The sequence below is a fragment of the Nocardioides marmoriginsengisoli genome (genome assembly GCF_003725695.1).
Lineage (GTDB): Bacteria > Actinomycetota > Actinomycetes > Propionibacteriales > Nocardioidaceae > Marmoricola > Marmoricola marmoriginsengisoli.
On the sequence record NZ_RJSE01000003.1, the window covers coordinates 600498 to 617080 of the forward strand.

General features: G+C 71.6%; 17 protein-coding genes. 7 read left to right on the forward strand and 10 right to left on the reverse strand.

The genetic code is table 11. The features are described 5' to 3' along the window. Positions 1-24: 24 nt before the first annotated feature. On the reverse strand, positions 25-774 hold the full coding sequence (locus tag EFK50_RS04875) for a hypothetical protein (RefSeq protein ID WP_148046054.1): 750 nt from the start codon (positions 772-774) through the stop codon (positions 25-27). A 207-nt stretch (positions 775-981) separates the two neighbouring features. Between EFK50_RS04875 and EFK50_RS04880 the strand changes: the two genes are divergently transcribed. Genes EFK50_RS04880 through hisN form a run of 4 tightly spaced genes read left to right on the forward strand, consistent with a single transcriptional unit; the run spans position 982 to position 5871 of the window. Beyond that, the gene (locus EFK50_RS04880; RefSeq protein WP_123226399.1) at positions 982-2607 is read left to right on the forward strand and encodes a sigma-70 family RNA polymerase sigma factor; all 1626 of its coding nucleotides are present in this window, start codon (positions 982-984) and stop codon (positions 2605-2607) included. A gap of 23 nt (positions 2608-2630) precedes the next feature. Next, positions 2631-3935 (forward strand): 3-phosphoshikimate 1-carboxyvinyltransferase, encoded by a 1305-nt coding sequence (aroA, locus tag EFK50_RS22420; RefSeq protein ID WP_221177265.1) that lies wholly within the window; start codon positions 2631-2633, stop codon positions 3933-3935. Then, the gene (gene rsgA / locus EFK50_RS04885; protein ID WP_221177266.1) at positions 3932-4945 is read left to right on the forward strand and encodes a ribosome small subunit-dependent GTPase A; all 1014 of its coding nucleotides are present in this window, start codon (positions 3932-3934) and stop codon (positions 4943-4945) included. Before aroA ends, rsgA begins: the two co-directional genes overlap by 4 nt. Before the next feature lie 26 nt (positions 4946-4971). Further along, positions 4972-5871 carry a histidinol-phosphatase gene (hisN, locus tag EFK50_RS04890; protein ID WP_123226400.1) on the forward strand — a complete coding sequence of 300 codons (900 nt, stop codon included), beginning with the start codon at positions 4972-4974 and terminating at the stop codon, positions 5869-5871. Between the two features lie 4 nt (positions 5872-5875). On the opposite strand, the gene EFK50_RS04895 is transcribed toward hisN, so the two are convergent. Genes EFK50_RS04895 through EFK50_RS04910 form a run of 4 tightly spaced genes read right to left on the reverse strand, consistent with a single transcriptional unit; the run spans position 5876 to position 8212 of the window. Further along, positions 5876-6247 (reverse strand): FKBP-type peptidyl-prolyl cis-trans isomerase, encoded by a 372-nt coding sequence (locus tag EFK50_RS04895; RefSeq protein ID WP_123226401.1) that lies wholly within the window; start codon positions 6245-6247, stop codon positions 5876-5878. A 29-nt stretch (positions 6248-6276) separates the two neighbouring features. Then, a complete protein-coding gene (locus EFK50_RS04900) occupies positions 6277-6708 on the reverse strand; it encodes a CBS domain-containing protein (protein ID WP_123226402.1) in 432 nt (143 codons plus the stop codon). A gap of 9 nt (positions 6709-6717) precedes the next feature. Next, complete coding sequence (locus EFK50_RS04905) at positions 6718-6930, reverse strand: RNA-binding S4 domain-containing protein (protein ID WP_425454374.1); 213 nt, start codon at positions 6928-6930, stop codon at positions 6718-6720. Between the two features lie 25 nt (positions 6931-6955). Beyond that, positions 6956-8212, reverse strand: coding sequence for a DUF445 domain-containing protein (locus EFK50_RS04910; protein ID WP_123226404.1), 1257 nt, complete (start codon positions 8210-8212; stop codon positions 6956-6958). 86 nt (positions 8213-8298) lie between these two features. Between EFK50_RS04910 and EFK50_RS04915 the strand changes: the two genes are divergently transcribed. Together EFK50_RS04915 and EFK50_RS04920 are read left to right on the forward strand one after the other, a co-directional pair. Beyond that, on the forward strand, positions 8299-9798 hold the full coding sequence (locus EFK50_RS04915; RefSeq protein WP_123226405.1) for an MXAN_6640 family putative metalloprotease: 1500 nt from the start codon (positions 8299-8301) through the stop codon (positions 9796-9798). Then, the gene (locus EFK50_RS04920) at positions 9798-10187 is read left to right on the forward strand and encodes a nuclear transport factor 2 family protein (RefSeq protein WP_123226406.1); all 390 of its coding nucleotides are present in this window, start codon (positions 9798-9800) and stop codon (positions 10185-10187) included. Before EFK50_RS04915 ends, EFK50_RS04920 begins: the two co-directional genes overlap by 1 nt. Positions 10188-10192: 5 nt before the next feature. Here the strand turns inward: EFK50_RS04920 and EFK50_RS04925 are convergent, their stop codons facing one another. Next, positions 10193-12250: a vWA domain-containing protein gene (locus tag EFK50_RS04925; RefSeq protein WP_123226407.1), complete on the reverse strand. Its 2058-nt coding sequence runs from the start codon at positions 12248-12250 to the stop codon at positions 10193-10195. Continuing rightward, entirely contained in the window at positions 12240-13664 is a 1425-nt protein-coding gene (locus EFK50_RS04930; protein ID WP_123226408.1) for a sigma 54-interacting transcriptional regulator, read from the reverse strand. The genes EFK50_RS04925 and EFK50_RS04930 overlap by 11 nt, the downstream gene beginning before the upstream one ends. 71 nt (positions 13665-13735) lie before the next feature. On the opposite strand from EFK50_RS04930, the gene EFK50_RS04935 reads away from it, so the two are divergent. Next, on the forward strand, positions 13736-14143 hold the full coding sequence (locus tag EFK50_RS04935; protein ID WP_123226409.1) for a YchJ family protein: 408 nt from the start codon (positions 13736-13738) through the stop codon (positions 14141-14143). A 4-nt stretch (positions 14144-14147) separates the two neighbouring features. Here the strand turns inward: EFK50_RS04935 and EFK50_RS04940 are convergent, their stop codons facing one another. The 3 genes from EFK50_RS04940 to EFK50_RS04950 are packed head-to-tail and all read right to left on the reverse strand — an operon-like array spanning position 14148 to position 16568. Beyond that, positions 14148-14540: a hypothetical protein gene (locus EFK50_RS04940; RefSeq protein ID WP_148046055.1), complete on the reverse strand. Its 393-nt coding sequence runs from the start codon at positions 14538-14540 to the stop codon at positions 14148-14150. Positions 14541-14583: 43 nt separating this feature from the next. Next, positions 14584-16101: a YncE family protein gene (locus EFK50_RS04945; protein ID WP_123226411.1), complete on the reverse strand. Its 1518-nt coding sequence runs from the start codon at positions 16099-16101 to the stop codon at positions 14584-14586. A 29-nt stretch (positions 16102-16130) separates the two neighbouring features. Then, complete coding sequence (locus EFK50_RS04950) at positions 16131-16568, reverse strand: hypothetical protein (RefSeq protein ID WP_148046056.1); 438 nt, start codon at positions 16566-16568, stop codon at positions 16131-16133. Between the last annotated feature and the right edge of the window lie 15 nt (positions 16569-16583).

The following is a 16583-nucleotide window of genomic DNA, read 5'->3' on the forward strand; positions in this document are numbered from 1 at the left end:
AGGTTAGAGGTGCCCGGGGACCTTTTAGGTTCTGGCCAGCTCGTCCAGCAGCGTCGACGTGGCAGCCGCCCCAGCGGGCAACCCCTCGATCCAGATCCGCACCACCGAGTCCGGCGGCGTCACCTCAGCCAGGTAGTCGCGCAGCGTGCTGACCCGGTTGCCGAGGTTGTCGGTGCGCTCGGCGATCACCAGGAGCCGGCTCGGACTGGCCTCGCCGACGCTCTCCTCGCCCTCGAAGACGAGGCGCACCTGGCTGGCCACCTGCGCCATCACCAGGGCGCTGCCCAGGCGGACCTCGTGGTCGCCACCGGTCAGCAGCGGGACGTCGACGACGACGAGCGCGTGCGTCGGGTCGCCGACGTGCCCGCGGGACTCGGCCCCGCGCTGGATCTCGGCGAGCCGGCCGCGGATGTGGGCGAGGGTGGCGAGGCCGGTCAGCGGGTTCTCGCAGGAGACCTCGTGCAGGTAGCCGAGGGTCTCGTCGCTCCAGGCGATCCCCAGCGACCGGGTGGACTCGAAGTCGGGCTCGCGCCCGACGACCAGGGCGAACGTCGTCCGGAGGCCGTGCAGCGCCTCGCTCAGGTCGACCCCGTCGCGGGCCAGGTCCCGGCCCACCACAGCACAGGCCGCGTGTGCCTCGGAGCCGGCGGACAGAGCTTCCCCAACTGCCTCGAAGCGTGCGGGCAATTTCTGCCGCAGGCGTTCGGACATCTCCTGGCTCTTGCCGCCGGCGGTGGCGGTGCTCCTTCTCGACATCGTCGCGAAGAGTCCCATCACCATTCCTCCGGGCTCACGTTTCCTAGATTGCTTTCGATCCTCCCCGACGACCGAACGCACCGAGGAAACGGCGCTGGGGAGGTTTCATGACGCGGAACCGAGCATATTTCCCCGGACCCCGGAATACTGGGGAACACGTCGTTCGGCCGTGGCGCCGTGACAGGATGACGTCACTAATCCACCACTCGTCCGTTATTGAGACATATGACCGTTATAGACCGGGTCACCCCGCCGGGTGAGCAGAGCGACGCCGAGCTGATCTCGAGCGTGCGCGGAGGCGACGTCTCCGCGTACGGAGATCTGTTCGCGCGGCACCGCGACGCCGCGACCCGGTTGGCCCGGCAGCTGGTCTCCGCTCCCGACGCGGACGACCTGGTCTCCGAGGCCTTCGCGAAGGTCCTCAACGTGCTGCTCGCAGGCGGCGGCCCGGACGTAGCCTTCCGCGCCTACCTGCTGACGGCGGTACGACGCCTGCACGTCGACAAGATCCGGTCCACCAACCGGGCGATGCCCACCGACGACCTGACGCCGTACGACCAGGGCGAGCCGTTCAAGGACACCGTGATCGCCGGCTTCGAGGGCGGCGCGGCGGCCCGGGCCTACGCCAGCCTCCCGGAGCGCTGGCAGCTGGTCCTCTGGCACCTCGAGGTCGAGGGCCAGAAGCCGGCCGACGTCGCGCCGCTGCTGGGCATGACGCCGAACTCCGTCTCGGCACTGGCGTACCGCGCCCGCGAGGGCCTGCGCCAGGCCTACCTGCAGATGCATTCCGCCGACATCAGCGACGCCGAGTGCCGGTGGGTGCACGACAAGATGGGCGCCTACGTCCGCAAGGGCCTCTCCCGCCGGGACGCCGCGAAGGTCGAGGAGCACCTCAAGAACTGCCGGAAGTGCACCGCGCTCTTCGTCGAGCTCTCCGAGGTGAACTCGTCGATGGCCGGCGTGATCGGGCCGCTCGTGCTCGGCACCGCCACCATGGGCTACCTCGGCAGCGCCGGCACCAGCGGCGCGCTCGGCGGCTTCCTGGCCGGCGTCGGCGGCGGCCTCGTCGGCGCGGCCGGCCGGGTCAAGGACGCGGTGCTGGCCCAGGGCCAGGTCGCGATCGGCGTCGGCGCCGCGACAGCGGTCGCCGGCATCGCCACCGTCGCCGTCCTGGTCACCAACGCCGGCGGCCCTCCGGGGACCCAGCTGGCCGAGCCGCCGACGGTGATCGAGACGCCGGCGGTCCCGGCGCCGACCGAGAAGCCGACCCCGAAGCCCAGCGAGACGCCGACGACCGAGCCGGACTCGGGACCGGACGGTGCGGGCACCGGGGTGGTGCCGATCGTCTCCACCCCCGACACCTCGCCCAGCGACACCCCCAGCACCCCGGTCAAGCCGACCAAGCCGCCGACCACGCCGCCGACCACGCCGCCGACGACTCCCCCGGTGACCCCGCCGTCGAGCGCCGACTCCAGCGTCAGCCTGACCTTCCAGGCCAAGCTCGGACTCCTCGGAGCCAAGGACGCCGGCACGCTCGGCAACCTGACCGCCGCCACCCTCGGCATCCCCGAGGGCACCGTCGGGACCATCAAGATCGAGGTCTTCGGCGGCACCCTGGAGCAGCTGACGACGACCAGCGCCCGGACGTCGAGCGCCCGGTCCGCCGGAGCCAGCAGCTGCGACATCAAGGGCGGTACGGCGACCTGCCAGGTCAGCGCCGGCGCGGCACCGCTGCGGTTCAAGGTCAACGGCCTGCCGGTCACCGCGACGGCGACCCTGACCGGCCCGGCGAACATCCCCGACCCGGTGGCCTGGAACAACCGCGACAGCATGCTGCTCGGGCTGCTCTGAGCCTTCTCGATAGCCTTGCGCAGGTGAGCCCTGCTTCCGACGCCGACCTCTGGCCCGCTCCGCGCGCCCGGGAGGCGGTCGACCTGACGGTCGAGCTGCCCGGCTCGAAGTCGCTGACCAACCGCGAGCTGGTGCTGGCGGCCCTCGCCGACGGTCCCGGTGCGGTACGCCGGGCGCTGCGCTCGCGGGACACCGAGCTGATGGCACGGGCGCTGACCGCACTCGGGTCGACGGTCGACACCACCGGTGCCGACTGGACGGTGGCGCCGGGCATCTCGCGCCAGCCCGGGTCTGCCGTCGAGATCGACTGCGGCCTGGCCGGCACCGTGATGCGATTCGTGCCGCCGCTCGCCGCCCTGCGCAACGCGGCGGTGTCCTTCGACGGGGACCCGCACGCCCGCACCCGGCCGATGTCGGAGATCCTCGCCGCCCTCCGCGGGCTCGGCGTCCGGTTCGCCGACGACGCCGACCGGCTCCCGTTCACCGTTCTCGGCTCCGGCAGCGTCGCGGGCGGTTCCGTGGTCATCGACGCGTCCGCCTCCAGCCAGTTCGTCTCGGCGCTGCTGCTCGCCGCGCCCGGGTACGACGCCGGGATCGAGGTCCGGCACGCCGGCAAGCCGGTCCCCTCGCTCCCGCACATCGAGATGACGCTGGCCTGCCTGCGGGCGCGCGGCGTCGAGGTGGACGACTCGGTCCCGGACCGGTGGCGGGTACTCCCCGGCCCGGTCGCCGCCCGCGACGTCGACATCGAGCCGGATCTCTCCAACGCCGCCCCGTTCCTGATGCTGGCGCTGACCAGCGGCGGCCGGGTCCGGGTGCCGGGCTGGCCGGCCGCCACCACCCAGGCCGGCGACGCCCTCCGCGAGATCCTGACCGCGATGGGCGCCCAGGTGGCGCTGGACGCCGACGGGCTGACGGTGACCGGGACCGGCGCGATCCACGGCGTCGACCTCGACCTGCACGACGTCGGCGAGCTGGCACCGGCGATCGCCGCGCTCGCGGCACTGGCCGACTCGCCCTCGCAGCTGCGCGGGATCGCCCACATCCGCGGCCACGAGACCGACCGGCTCGCGGCGCTCGCCACCGAGCTGACCGCACTGGGCGCCGACCTCACCGAGCACGAGGACGGGCTCACGATCCGGCCGGCCGCGCTCCACGGCGGGGTCTTCCGCACCTACGCCGACCACCGGATGGCGCACGCCGGCGTGGTGATCGGCTCGGCCGTCGACGGCGTGCTGGTCGAGGACATCGGCACCACCTCGAAGACCTTCCCCGGGTTCGAGCGCGTCTGGGACGGCCTGCTGGCGGCGGGGCTCGAAACGCCGTGAGCCCGCGCTACGACGAGAACGACCCGGAGTCCTACGAGCGGCCTCGTCGTCGTACTCGTCCGCGGACGAAGGACCGGCCGTCCTACGACGACGCGGTGCCGGCGCGGGTGGTCACCGTCGACCGCGGCCGGCTGACCTGCCTGCTCGAGGACGGCCCGGACAAGAGCAGAGTCGTGATGGCCATGAAGTCCCGGCCGCTCGGCCGCAAGGGCGTCGTGGTCGGCGACCGGGTCCGGCTGGTCGGGGACGTCTCCGGGGACGACGGCTCCCTGGCCCGGATCGTGCTCGTCGACGAGCGCGCGACCACCTTGCGCCGTACCGCCGACGACACCGACCCCGTCGAGCGGATCCTGGTCGCCAACGCCGACCAGCTGGTCATCGTGGCGGCCCTCGCCGACCCGGAGCCGCGACCGCGGCTGATCGACCGGGCGCTGGTGGCGGCGTACGCCTCCGGCATGGACCCGTTGCTCTGCCTGACCAAGTCCGACCTCGCCGACCCGGAGACGCTGGTCTCGATCTACCGGCCGCTCGGGGTCCCGTACGTGGTCACCCAGCGCGGCGCCGAGGTCAGCGGGGTCCGGTCCCGGCTGGCCGGACGGACCAGCGTGCTGGTCGGCCACAGCGGCGTCGGCAAGTCCACCCTGGTCAACGCGCTGGTGCCGGACGCGATGCGCTCGGTCGGCGTCGTGAACGCGGTCACCGGGCGCGGCCGGCACACCTCCACCAACGCGCTGATGCTGCCGCTGCCGGGTGAGGGCGGCGGGCCGCCGGACGGCTGGATCATCGACACCCCGGGGATCCGTTCCTTCGGGCTCGCGCACGTGCAGCCCGACCAGCTGATCGAGGCGTTCCCGGACCTGCACGAGCTCACCGAGGTCTGCCCGCGGGGGTGCACCCACGGATTCGGCGAGCCGGAGTGCGGTCTGGACGAGGCCGAGGGAGACCAGCGCGACCGGGTGGAGTCCTTCCGCCGCCTGCTCGCCACCCGCGACACCCGAGAAGGCGACTGACCGCGACGGCTCGATAGCCTGTGCCCATGGCCCTCGACTACACCGATGATCTGCGCCTGGCGCACGTGCTCGCCGATGACGCGGACGCGCTGACCACGGCACGGTTCAAGGCGCTGGACCTGCACGTGATGACCAAGCCGGACCTGACCCCGGTGACCGACGCCGACCAGGCCGTCGAGGACGGCATCCGGCGTACGCTCTCGCGGGCCCGCTCTCGCGACGCCGTGCTCGGCGAGGAGTCCGGAAGCACCGGGCAGAGCACCCGCCGCTGGGTCGTCGACCCGATCGACGGCACCAAGAACTTCGTCCGCGGCGTCCCGGTCTGGGCGACCCTGATCTCGCTGATGGTCGAGGACGAGGTCGTCGTCGGCGTCGTCTCGGCCCCGCAGCTGAACCGGCGCTGGTGGGCGATGAAGGACGGCAACGCCTGGACGGGGACCTCGCTGCTGCGGGCCACCCAGATCCAGGTCTCGGACGTCTCCCGGATCGAGGACGCGTCGCTCTCCTACGCCTCGCTGGACGGGTGGGAGGAGCGCGGCCGGCTGGACGACTTCCTGGCGTTGTCGCGCCGCTGCTGGCGGACTCGCGCGTACGGCGACTTCTGGTCCTACATGCTCGTCGCCGAGGGCGCCGTGGACCTGGCGGCCGAGCCGGAGCTGGAGCTCTACGACATGGCCGCGCTGGACATCATCGTGCGCGAGGCGGGCGGGATTTTCACCTCGCTGGACGGCGAGCCCGGCCCGCTGGGCGGGAACGCCCTGGCGAGCAACGGCAAGCTGCACGACCAGGCGCTCGCCTTCCTCGGCACCGTGGACGAGGAGTCCCGGCACGCCCAGCGCGGCGGCGGCTCGGTCCACGACCTGGCCGAGCGCCGCCGCCTCAACGACGAGGACCTCGCGAACGAGAGCACCCCGCCCGAGAGCTGAACTGTCAGCCCACGGCCAGCAGATCCACCACGAAGATCAAGGTCTCGCCGGGCTTGATCGCACCGCCGGCGCCGCGGTCCCCGTAGCCCAGGTGCGGCGGGATCACGAGCTGGCGACGACCGCCGACCTTCATCCCCTGGACGCCCTGGTCCCAGCCGGCGATGACGCGACCGCCTCCGAGCGGGAACTGGAACGCCGAGCCGCGGTTGTACGACGCGTCGAACTCCTCACCGGTGGAGTGCGCGACACCGACGTAGTGCACGGACACGTTCTGGCCGGCCACGGCCTCGGCGCCGTCGCCGACGACGAGGTCGGTGATGACGAGCTCAGTAGGGGCAGGACCGTCGAAGAAGTCGACCTCAGGCTTTTCACTCATGCGTCCAACCCTAAGGCAGGACTTCTCGACTACGTCTGGTGGACGTAAGAGTCCAATTGATCGCGCTCGAACTCGACCTGGTCGATGTGGTTCTTCACGATGTCGCCGATGCTGACGACGCCGACCAGGCGACCGTCCTCGACGACCGGGAGGTGCCGGAACCGGCCGTCGGTCATGATCGTGCGGACCTCGTCGAGCGAGCTGCCCGGCTCGCAGGTGCGGACGTCGGCGGTCATGATCTCGGAGACGGTGGCGGAGAGGGCGCCGTCGTCGCCGGTGAGCCGGCGGACGATGTCGCGCTCGCTGACGATGCCCGCCACGGTCGTGCCGTCGCTGCTCACCACCGCGGCACCGATGTTGTGCTGCGCGAGCAGGGCTACCAGCTCGCGGACGGTGGCGTCAGGGGTGATGGTGACGATGACCTGGCTGGCCTTGCCGGCTACGACTTCACTGATCCTCATGTACGGAATCTAGTGTTCGCGGGCCGCGATGCCAACGGTCTCACCGCGGACGGTCACAGTTTCCCCGACGACGAGCTGCCGGCCGCGACGGGTCTCGACCTCCCCGTTGACCAGCACGTGGCCCTGGATGAGCAGCTCCCGGGCCTCGCTGCCGTGGTCGATGAAGTCGGCCAGCTTGAGCAGCTGGCCCAGCCGGATGGCGTCGTCGCGGATCTCGATCATGCGCATGGTGCCCCCACGGTACCCACTAGAGAGCCGCGGAGACCGCGTGGATCAGCACCCCGACCAGTCCGCCGACGATGGTGCCGTTGATCCGGATGAACTGCAGGTCACGGCCGACCTGGAGCTCGATCCGGGATGCCGCCTCGCGGCCGTCCCAGCGCGCGATCGTGTGGGTGATCACGGCGGTCAGCTCACCGCCGTACCGGTTGACGCCGAAGACTGCCGCCTCGGCGGCCCACTCGTCGATCCGGGCACGGAGCGCGGGGTCGGCCCCGAGCCGGTTCCCGAAGGCCTGCAGCTCGGTGGTGGCCCGCTCGCGCAGCGGCCCCTGGTCGTCCGCGAGGGCGTCCAGCAGCGCGCTCCTGAGCGCGTCGAACAGCGCCATCCCGCTGGAAAGGAACTGGGGGTGCTCCAGCAGCCGGGTCTTGAGGCGCTCGGCGCGCGCCTGGGTGTCGGGGTCGGTGAGCAGGTCGTCGGCGAGCTGCCGCAGCAGGCTGTCCAGGGCGGCACGGGCACGGTGGTGCGGATCGGCGCGGATGTCCGCGATCCAGCGGATCGTCTCCAGGTGGATCCGGTCGGTGACCACCTCGTTGAGCCGGTCCGGGGCCCACCAGGGCGCGCGTTCGCCGAGGACCGCGGTGAACGTCTCCTGGTTGTGCACCAGCCAGTGGTGCCCCTCCTCCAGCGCCAGGTCGACGAGGCCGTGATGGGCGTCGTCGGCGAGCACCTCGCTGAGCAGGTTGCCGGCGATCGGCGAGATCGGCTCGGCGACCAGCCGCGGCAGCAGCACCTCGGCGACGACGGCCTCGACGTCGCTGTCCTTGAGCCGCTTCAGGCCGAGCGTCAGCAACGACGCGCCCTCGGCCACGACGCGGGCGGCGTGAGGGCGTTCGCGGATCCACTCCCCGGCCCGGGCCGCGATCTGGGCCGCCGCCAGCCGGTCCCGGATGATCTCCTCCTGGAGGAAGTTCTCCTGGACGAAGTCCTCGAGGCTCTTGCCCAGCTCGTCCTTCTTCCGCGGGATCAGCGCGGTGTGCGGGATCGGCAGTCCGAGCGGGTGCTTGAAGAGCGCGGTCACCGCGAACCAGTCCGCGATCGCGCCGACCATGCTCGCCTCGGCGCCGGCGTTCACGTAGCCCCAGAACCCGCCGGCGTCCCGGGTCAGCAGGTAGACGACGGCGGCGAGGAGCAGCAATCCGATCGCGACCGACTTCATGGTGCGCAGCCGCCGGCGGCGCTCGGCGTCCGCGGCGCCCGGGGGGAGGATCATCGAGAGGCTCATCGTCCGCCGACGCTACCGGAGTCCGCGCCGGGCGCTGCCATGCCCGAAAGGTCGTACTCCGCCCCGGTCTGACCTAGGCTCAGCGGGTGCCTCTCCTGACATCGCGCCCCTCCCGAACCACCGCGGCGGCCTTCCTGGCCGCTGTCCTGGCCGCGGCCGTCCTGGTCAGCGGAACCGCGCTGGCCCCCGCGACTGCTGCTCCGGCGAAGGCCGATGCCCGGCACGCCCAGGCGAAAGCGGTGCTCGACAAGGTCGTGGCGGCGTTCAGCGGCCAGGGCTCCGACCGGACCGCGCCGCGCACGAGCCCGCTGCCGCGCACCGACGTGACGGTGCTGCTGCGCCGGCTGCGCCTCTCGATGCCGGCCCTGAACCGCGCCGAGCGAGCCACCGCCGCGGCGCTCCTGGGCGGGCCGACGGCCAGCGCGAGCTGCTCGGGCGGCTTCTTCGGGGGCGTCGTCCAGACTCAGCACTTCTGCGTCCACTACTACAGCAACCCGCTCCTGGCCGGTTTCGCGGCCGACGACGTGGGCACGGTCCAGCAGGCGCAGCTGACGGCGCAGACCTTCGAGGACGTCTACCGGCGCCAGGTGAGCGGCGCCTCGAACAGCCTCGGCTTCCGGGCACCGGTCGCGGACGGCGACGGCCTGCTCGACGTCTACCTGCTGAACCTCGGCGACGACCGCATCTACGGCTACTGCAACAGCGACGACCCGGGCAGCGTGGTGGCGGCGTACTGCGCGGTCGACAACAACTTCTCCACCGCCGAGTACGGCGCACCGCCGATCAACTCGCTGCGGGTCACCGCGGCGCACGAGTTCTTCCACGCCGTCCAGTTCGCCTACGACGCCAACGACAGCTCCTGGTTCCTGGAGGGCACGGCGGTCTGGATGGAGGACATCGTCTACCCGGCGATCAACGACTACCGCCAGTACCTGCCGGTCAGCCAGATCCGGCGCCCGTGGCAGTCGGCCGACTACGCCGGCGGCCTGGCCGTCTACGGCTCGGTGGTCTTCTGGAAGTACCTCTCCGAGCGATTCCGGGACGTCCACATCATCCGGAAGATCTGGGAGTCGGCGGCCGGCCCCCGTACCGGGATCCAGGCGGTCGTCGCGGTGCTCAAGTCCCGCGGCTACGCCTTCGGCACCGAGTTCGCCCGGTACGGCGTCTGGAACACCTTTCCGCCGAACTCGTACGGCGACCGCGGGTTCTGGCCCTCCCCCGCGTACGCCGCCGCGAAGACGCTCTCCAAGGCGCACAACCAGGCCGGGTACCAGATCAGGCTCAACCACCTGGCCCACGGACCGTTCCTCTTCCGCCCGCAGGCCAGGATCCCGACCCGGTCGAAGCTGCGGGTGATCGTGGACGCGCCGGACACGAGCCACGGCAGCCAGGCCACCGTGCAGATCCGGTACCGCAGCGGCCGGGTCACCTCGTCGGTCCTCCGGCTGTCCCGCACCGGCTACGCCAGCAAGCTCTACGGCTTCAACCGGAAGTACGTGCGCTCGGTGATCGTGATCGCGACCAACGCGAGCACCGGCTACTACGACGCCCAGAACTTCCGGGTCCGGGCGAGGCTGGTCTACTGATGAGCACGCCCGCCGACATCGGCCTCCAGCGCTGGCACGACGTGATCGCCTCCCGCGACCCGGCCGAGCTGACCGCGATGATCGCGCCGGACGCGGTCTTCCGCTCCCCGGCGGTGCACACGCCGCAGGAGGGGCGCGACGTCGTGATCGCCTACCTGTCGGCCGCGCTGGTGGTGCTCGGGCCGGAGCTCGCCTACCACGACACCTGGCAGCGCGAGAACGACGCGGTGCTGCGCTTCACCACGGTCGTGGACGGCAAGCAGGTCGAAGGGGTCGACCTGATCACCTGGGACGACGACGGGTTGATCGTCTCGTTCACCGTGATGATCAGGCCGATGAAGGCGTTGGACGCGGTCATCGGCGCCATGGCGAAGCAGCTGTTCGGCTAGAGCGCCTACCCGACCCAGAAACCCCTCGAACCGCCGAACCACCCGCCGAAGGTGCTCTCCGCCGCCGCCGCGGTGCTCCCCCGCCCTCCGCGCGATCCCAGGTAGCTGCCGACCACGGCCGCACCGAGGTCGTCCAGCTCGGGCGCGACGACCCGGCCGTCCACCCGCTTGGCCATCGAGTCGATGAACCGGGCCAGCCCGGGGTCCTCGCCGAGCCGGAAGAACGTCACCTGAGCACCCAGCCGGCCGGCGTTGTCCAGCTCGCGCACGCTGTACGCGATCGTCAGCGGGTGCGGCGGGTAGGAGAAGTAGACCTCCCCGTCCGGCTCCAGGTGCGAGGTCGGCTCGCCGTCGGTCACGATCAGCAGCACCGGCTGCGCGTTCGGGTGCTTGCGGAAGAACCGGTTGGCGAGCAGCAGGCCGTGGTGCAGGTTGGTGCCCTTGGCCCACATCGAGTCCAGGGCGGTGAGCTGCTCGATCTCCATCACCTCGGCGTGCCGGCCGAACCCGATCAGCTGAAGGTGGTCGCCGCGGAACCTGCTGGTCACCAGCTGGTGCAGCGCCAGCGCGGTCCGCTTCATCGGCACCCAGCGGCCGTCCATCGCCATCGAGAACGACGTGTCGACCAGCAGCGCGACGGCCGCCTGGGTGCGGGCCTCGGTCTCCTGGACCTCGACGTCGGCCAGCTCGAAGAGCCGGCCGGACCCGTCTCCGTCCGCGGCCCGGCGCCGTGCCGCGTTCAGCACCGTGCGTGGGATGTCCCACGGCTCGGTGTCCCCGAAGGCCCACTCCCGGGTCGCTCCGCTGCGCTCCCCCGCAGCGCCCGCCTGACGCAGGTCGCGCTCGCCCTGGCGGCCGGAGATCCGGTTCGCGACGTCCTTGAGCAGGGCCTTGCCGAGCTGGCGCATCGCCTTGGGCGAGAGCCGGAGCTGGCCGTCCGAGGTGCGCTTGAGGTAGCCGGAGTCGCGCAGCGCCCGCTCGAGCTCCTGCAGCGTCCGGGCGTCGACGGCAGCGGCGTCGCCGAGCTGGCGGGCGAGCTTGTCGAGGTCGAGGTCGTCCATCCGGGCGCCGCCGTACGCCTGGGACAGCTGCTCGGAGAGCGCGTCGAGCTCGGCGAGGTCCTGGAGGGCGCCGGTGCCGTCACCGAGGCCCAGCCCCTCCTCGCCGCCGAACTGCTCGGAACCGCCCCAGTCCTCCCCGGGCCGCAGCGCCTGCAGGTTCTGGTCGAGCCGGTTCAGGCCCTCCATCAGCTCGGGTGATCCGAACGCCTGGGCGGAGAGCTCCATCAGCTCGCGGCGCTGCTCCGGCGTCATCGAGTTGAGCATCCGTTGCGCGGCGGCGGAACGCTGCGCGAGCGCGTCCATCAGCTCGTCGATGTTCTGCGGGTTCTCCGGGAAGAACGATCCGTGCTTCGCCATGAACTCGGCGAAGTCCTCAGGCGTGTCCGTCCCGGCCCGGTTCTTCTCCAGCAGCTCGTTGAGGTCGCCGAGCATCTCGTTGATGGCGGCCCGGTCCTCCTCGGTCGCACCCTCCATCGCCTGCTTCATGCCCTTGAACCGCTGGTCGAGCAGCTCCCGGCCGAGCAGGTCCTTGATCTTCTCGTAGTCGGCGCGCGCCTCCGCGCTCTGCCAGTCGTACGACGCCAGCTCGCTGACCGCGGCGGCGGTGGACGGCGGCAGGTTGCCCAGCTGCAGCTCCCGGAACGCCCGGTCGCCGTCGTCGAGGTCGACGTCCCGGGCCAGCTGCCCGCGCTCGGCCAGGACCGCCTTGTCGAGGAGCTCGCGAACCTCGTTCAGGGTCCCGTCGAGGTTGTGCTTCGCGAGCAGCTCCTGGCGCTTCCGGGCCACCTCGCGGGCAAGCTCGTCCAGGCCGCGACCGTCGCGTCCGCCCCGGCGCAGGAACTCCTGCATCGCGCGCTCCGGCGAGTAGCCGGCCATCACGTCCTCGCCGATGTGCCCCAGCGCCTCGGCCAGGTCGACCGGCGGGGCGAGCGGGTCGGGGCCGCCGTCGTACCGGCCGTAGCGGGCCCGATGGCGACCTCCGGGACGTCGACTAGCCGCCATAGACCGTTGCGCCCCCGGACTCGTCCTTGGCAACCTTGCGGGCCAGGTAGAGGCCCTCGAGCGCCAGCTCGATCGCGCCGGCGCGCTGGCCGTCGTTGGTGGCGTGCACCCGGTCGGCGAGCTGGTCGTAGAGGTCGGACTCGCTGGCCTCGACCGGCGGCAGCTCCGGCACGCTGGCCAGCAGCTCGGCCGCGGTGACCTGCTCGCCGGTGGTGATCGCGGCGCCGTCCTCCAGCGCGTCCACGAGCAGCGCCAGGTCGAGACCGGCCAGCCGCTCGCGGACGACCTCGGCGGTCGCGGTCCGCAGCAGGTGGGTCAGGATCTCGTCCTCGCGCCCCTCCTCCCCGGTCTCGAACTCGATCTTGCCGCCGAGCACGTCGACGGCCGTCTGCAGATCGACCACCCGGGCCACCGCCTCCGGCTCGCCCTGCGCGGTCGCGCGGTGCAGCGCCGCGGCGCCGATGGTCTCGGCACCGGCGATCGCGAACCGGGCACTGACCCCGGAGCGCTGGTCGACCGACTGGCTCGCCCGCAGCGCCCGGGTGAACCGGGCCAGGATCTCGATCAGGTGGTCCGGGACGTCCGCGACCAGGTGCGCCTCCTGGCGGATCACCGCGATCTCGTCCTCGACCTCGATCGGGTAGTGGGTCCGGATCTCGGCACCGAACCGGTCCTTGAGCGGGGTGATGATCCGGCCGCGGTTGGTGTAGTCCTCCGGGTTCGCGCTGGCGACCACCAGCACATCGACCGGCAGCCGCAGCACGTACCCGCGGATCTGGATGTCGCGCTCCTCCATCACGTTGAGCATCGCCACCTGGATCCGCTCGGCCAGGTCGGGGAGCTCGTTGATCGCGACGATGCCGCGGTGGCTGCGCGGGATCAGCCCGAAGTGGATCGTCTCCGGATCGCCCAGGGTGCGGCCCTCGGCGACCTTCATCGGGTCGACGTCACCGATCAGGTCGGCCACGCTGGTGTCCGGGGTGGCGAGCTTCTCGGCGTACCGCTCGTCGCGGCTGACCCAGCTGATCCGCAGGTCGTCGCCGTACGCCGCGACCGCCTGCTTCGAGGTGACCGTGATCGGCTCGTACGGGTGCTCGCCGAGCTCGGAGCCGGAGATCACCGGCGTCCACTCGTCGAGCAGCCCGACCAGGGTGCGCAGCAGCCGGGTCTTGCCCTGCCCGCGCTCGCCGAGCAGCACGATGTCGTGGCCGGCGATCAGGGCCCGCTCGACCTGCGGGATGACCGTGGTCTCGAAGCCGTGCAGGCCCGGCCACGGGTCCCGGCCCTCGCGCAGCGCGTCGAGCAGGTTGTCGCGCAGCTCGGTGCGGAGCGACTTCTGGACGTGGCCGGAGGCGCGGAGCTCTCCGAGGGTCGCGGTGGTGGGGGCGGGGTTCGGGGAGTGCGTAGAGGTCACTCCTGCAGGCTACTCAGGCACCGGTGCTCCGCGAACCCGAATAACCAGGTCGCCGCGATAGCCTGCGCCGCATGTCCGCGTTCGCGCCCTCGGAATCCCGCCCGCCCGATGCCTGCCCGTGCGGCTCGGGTGCCGGCTACGCGGCCTGCTGCGGGCCGTTGCACCGCAACGAGCGGCAGGCCGCGACCCCGGAGGAGCTGATGCGCTCGCGGTACAGCGCGTACGTCGTGGGCGCCTGGGACCACCTCTTCCGCAGCTGGCACCCGCGCACCCGTCCCGACGACGTGACCCCCGACGAGCACCTGGCCTGGACCGGGTTGGAGATCCTGGCGGCGCCGGAGCCCGTCGAGGACTCCGGCGAGGTCGAGTTCCGGGCGCACTGGACCTGGTCGGGCCGATCGGGCGCGCTGCACGAGCGCAGCCGGTTCAGCCGGCGCGGCGGCCGCTGGGTGTACGTCGACGGCGACGAGCTCGACTGAGCCGTCAGCAGGTCGCCTGGATGTAGGTGTCCAGGTCGAGCAGGTGCTTGCTCTCCGCCGAGCTCAGGTTCCGGGTGCGCCCGCGGAAGTCCGGCCCGTCCTTGGAGTCGACCATCCGCTCCACCAGCTCCACGAACCCGGCCCGCGCGCTCGCCTCGATGTCGTTCGGCGTCCCGACCGCGGCGAGCCGGCGGGCGGCCTTCAGCCCGTTCTTGAAGCCCTTGGAGCCCGAGAAGGCGGCTCCGGCCGCGCAGAAGTCCTCCTTCGCGGCGGCCTTCGGCACCTCCGTGCAGCCCGAGGTGGAGCTGCCCGAGCAGAACTCGGAGTCCCCGCTCCCGCCGCCGCACCCGGACGCCACCAGGGCGACCGCCGCTACCGCGACGAGGTACTTCCGCACGCCCATGCCTCCAGTGCTCAACCCGGGGTTCGTCTCCGGTCGGTCACCGTACCGGAAGCACCGGGTCGACCAGTCCGAGGAGGGCGCCGATGCCGGTGCTGATGGTGTTGATCAGGCCGCCGCTGCCGCCGTTGGGACCGCCGAACGCACCCGGCTTGACCGGCGCCCACGAGTTCACCAGGGCCGCCGGGACGTACCCGTGCCGGACCCGCTGCGGGTGGTCGCCGACCGGGAGGAAGGCGAGCTCACGCGCGGTGTCGAAGTCGAGCACCGCCACCGCGTCGGAGTCGCTGAGCGAGATCCAGCAGGTGTTGTGCAGGCCCTCGGTGGTCCAGTACGGCTTGAGGTAGTCGTGGCCGGTGCTGGCCTTGTCGAAGATCTTCGCCTTGCCGGTACGACGGTCCACGAACGCGGCGTAGTCGTCCATGGTGCCGGCCGCGCAGAGCGTGGTCCCGGCCGAGTTCATCGACAACCCGTGGTGGGCGGAGTCGTTGACGTAGTTCTCCAGCGGCATCTTCGGGACCCGGTTCGGCAGGTTGATCAGCCGCTTCACCGCACCGACCCGCGGCTCGGGGATGCCGCCCGCGGTGTAGCTGACCTTGCCGTCCTTGTCCGGCGCCTGGGTGTCGAACTCGACGATGCCGTGGAAGTAGGACACCTGGAAGTAGAGGTAGCGCTGGTCCGGAGCGACCGCCATCGGCCGGACCGCCGAGCTCATCCCGTCGTACCCGGCCTCCTTGAGCTCCTTGCCCATGTCCCAGCGGTACTTGATGCTGAAGTCGTCGTTGTTGACGATCTCGTACCAGCGGTGACCCTTGAGCAGGTCGTGCAGCGGGCCGATCTTGATCGGGCCGATCGAGTGCTGGTCGCCGGGGAGGTACACCTTGCCGATCGAGGCGTGGTAGATCAGGCTGCCGTCCGGCGAGTAGTTGTTCTCGTGCGGGGTCTCCCCCGACGGGAACGTCCGCATCCGGTCGCCCATCTTGATCTGCTTGCCCGCGACGGTCTCGTCGACCATCGAGTACTCGATCACCTGGTTCTTGGTGGAGTCGCTGACCAGCAGCCGGCGCCCGTCCGGGGAGACGCCCATGTGGTCGGTCCGGAAGCCGTCCATCTGCTGCTCACGGACGATGCTGTCGGTGCGGCCGGCGGTGGCCTTGGCCAGGTCGATCCAGACCACGTCGGCGAAGCTCGGCCGGGAGACGGCGACGTACCGGCCGTCCTTGGTGGTGAACATGTCGTCGACGTACTGGTCGTGGCCCTCGCCCGGGCCCTGCTGGATCAGGTAGTAGAACGCCAGCTGGGCCGGGTTCTTCTTGATGTCGGCGATCTCCTGGGCCTTGTCCGGGATGAAGTTCACCCCGGTCTTGAGCAGCTTCAGGGTGTGCGCGTCGACGATCGTCGCGGTGCCGGCCCAGTTGTTGCCGACCAGCATCACGTCGCGCAGCGGCGTCTTCCCGGCCGCGGCGGCTGCCGGGCCCTTCCGGCCGAGCAGGTCACCGTCGCTGAAGAGCAGGGCCGCCAGGACGAAGAAGAGCGAGAACGCAGCAGTACGACGCATGCACCGATAACGACACGGACCGGTGCCGGTCACGCACCGTCGGGCTTGCGGCGGAATCCGATCCGGGTGAATTCGCCCAGCACCAGGAGCAGGAACCCCGCGGCTCCGAGCTTCCAGGAGAGCTCCTCGGAGCGGCTGACGCCCTGATCCGCGACCGGGTCGGCCGCGGATCCGTCCGCGGCCGGGGTCGCGCGGCCGGTCGGCCTCGCTCCCGGTCGCTTCTTCGTGCCGGCCTTCCCCGGGGTCGCGGCGGGCTCGCTCGCGGGAGCCCCGAGGTCGCCACCCGGAGCGCCGGGCGTCACCTCGTACGTCGGCCCGGACGACGGCCGCACGGTCGGGGTCGGCGCCGTGATCCCCGGCGGCACCAGCGGGGGCGGCGGCTCGTCGGCGGCGGCCGGGCCCGCACCGGGACCGAACGTCACTAGCACCATCGCTGCCGCCGTGGCAGCGGCCCGGGATCGCTTCACCTGGTGCTCAACGAT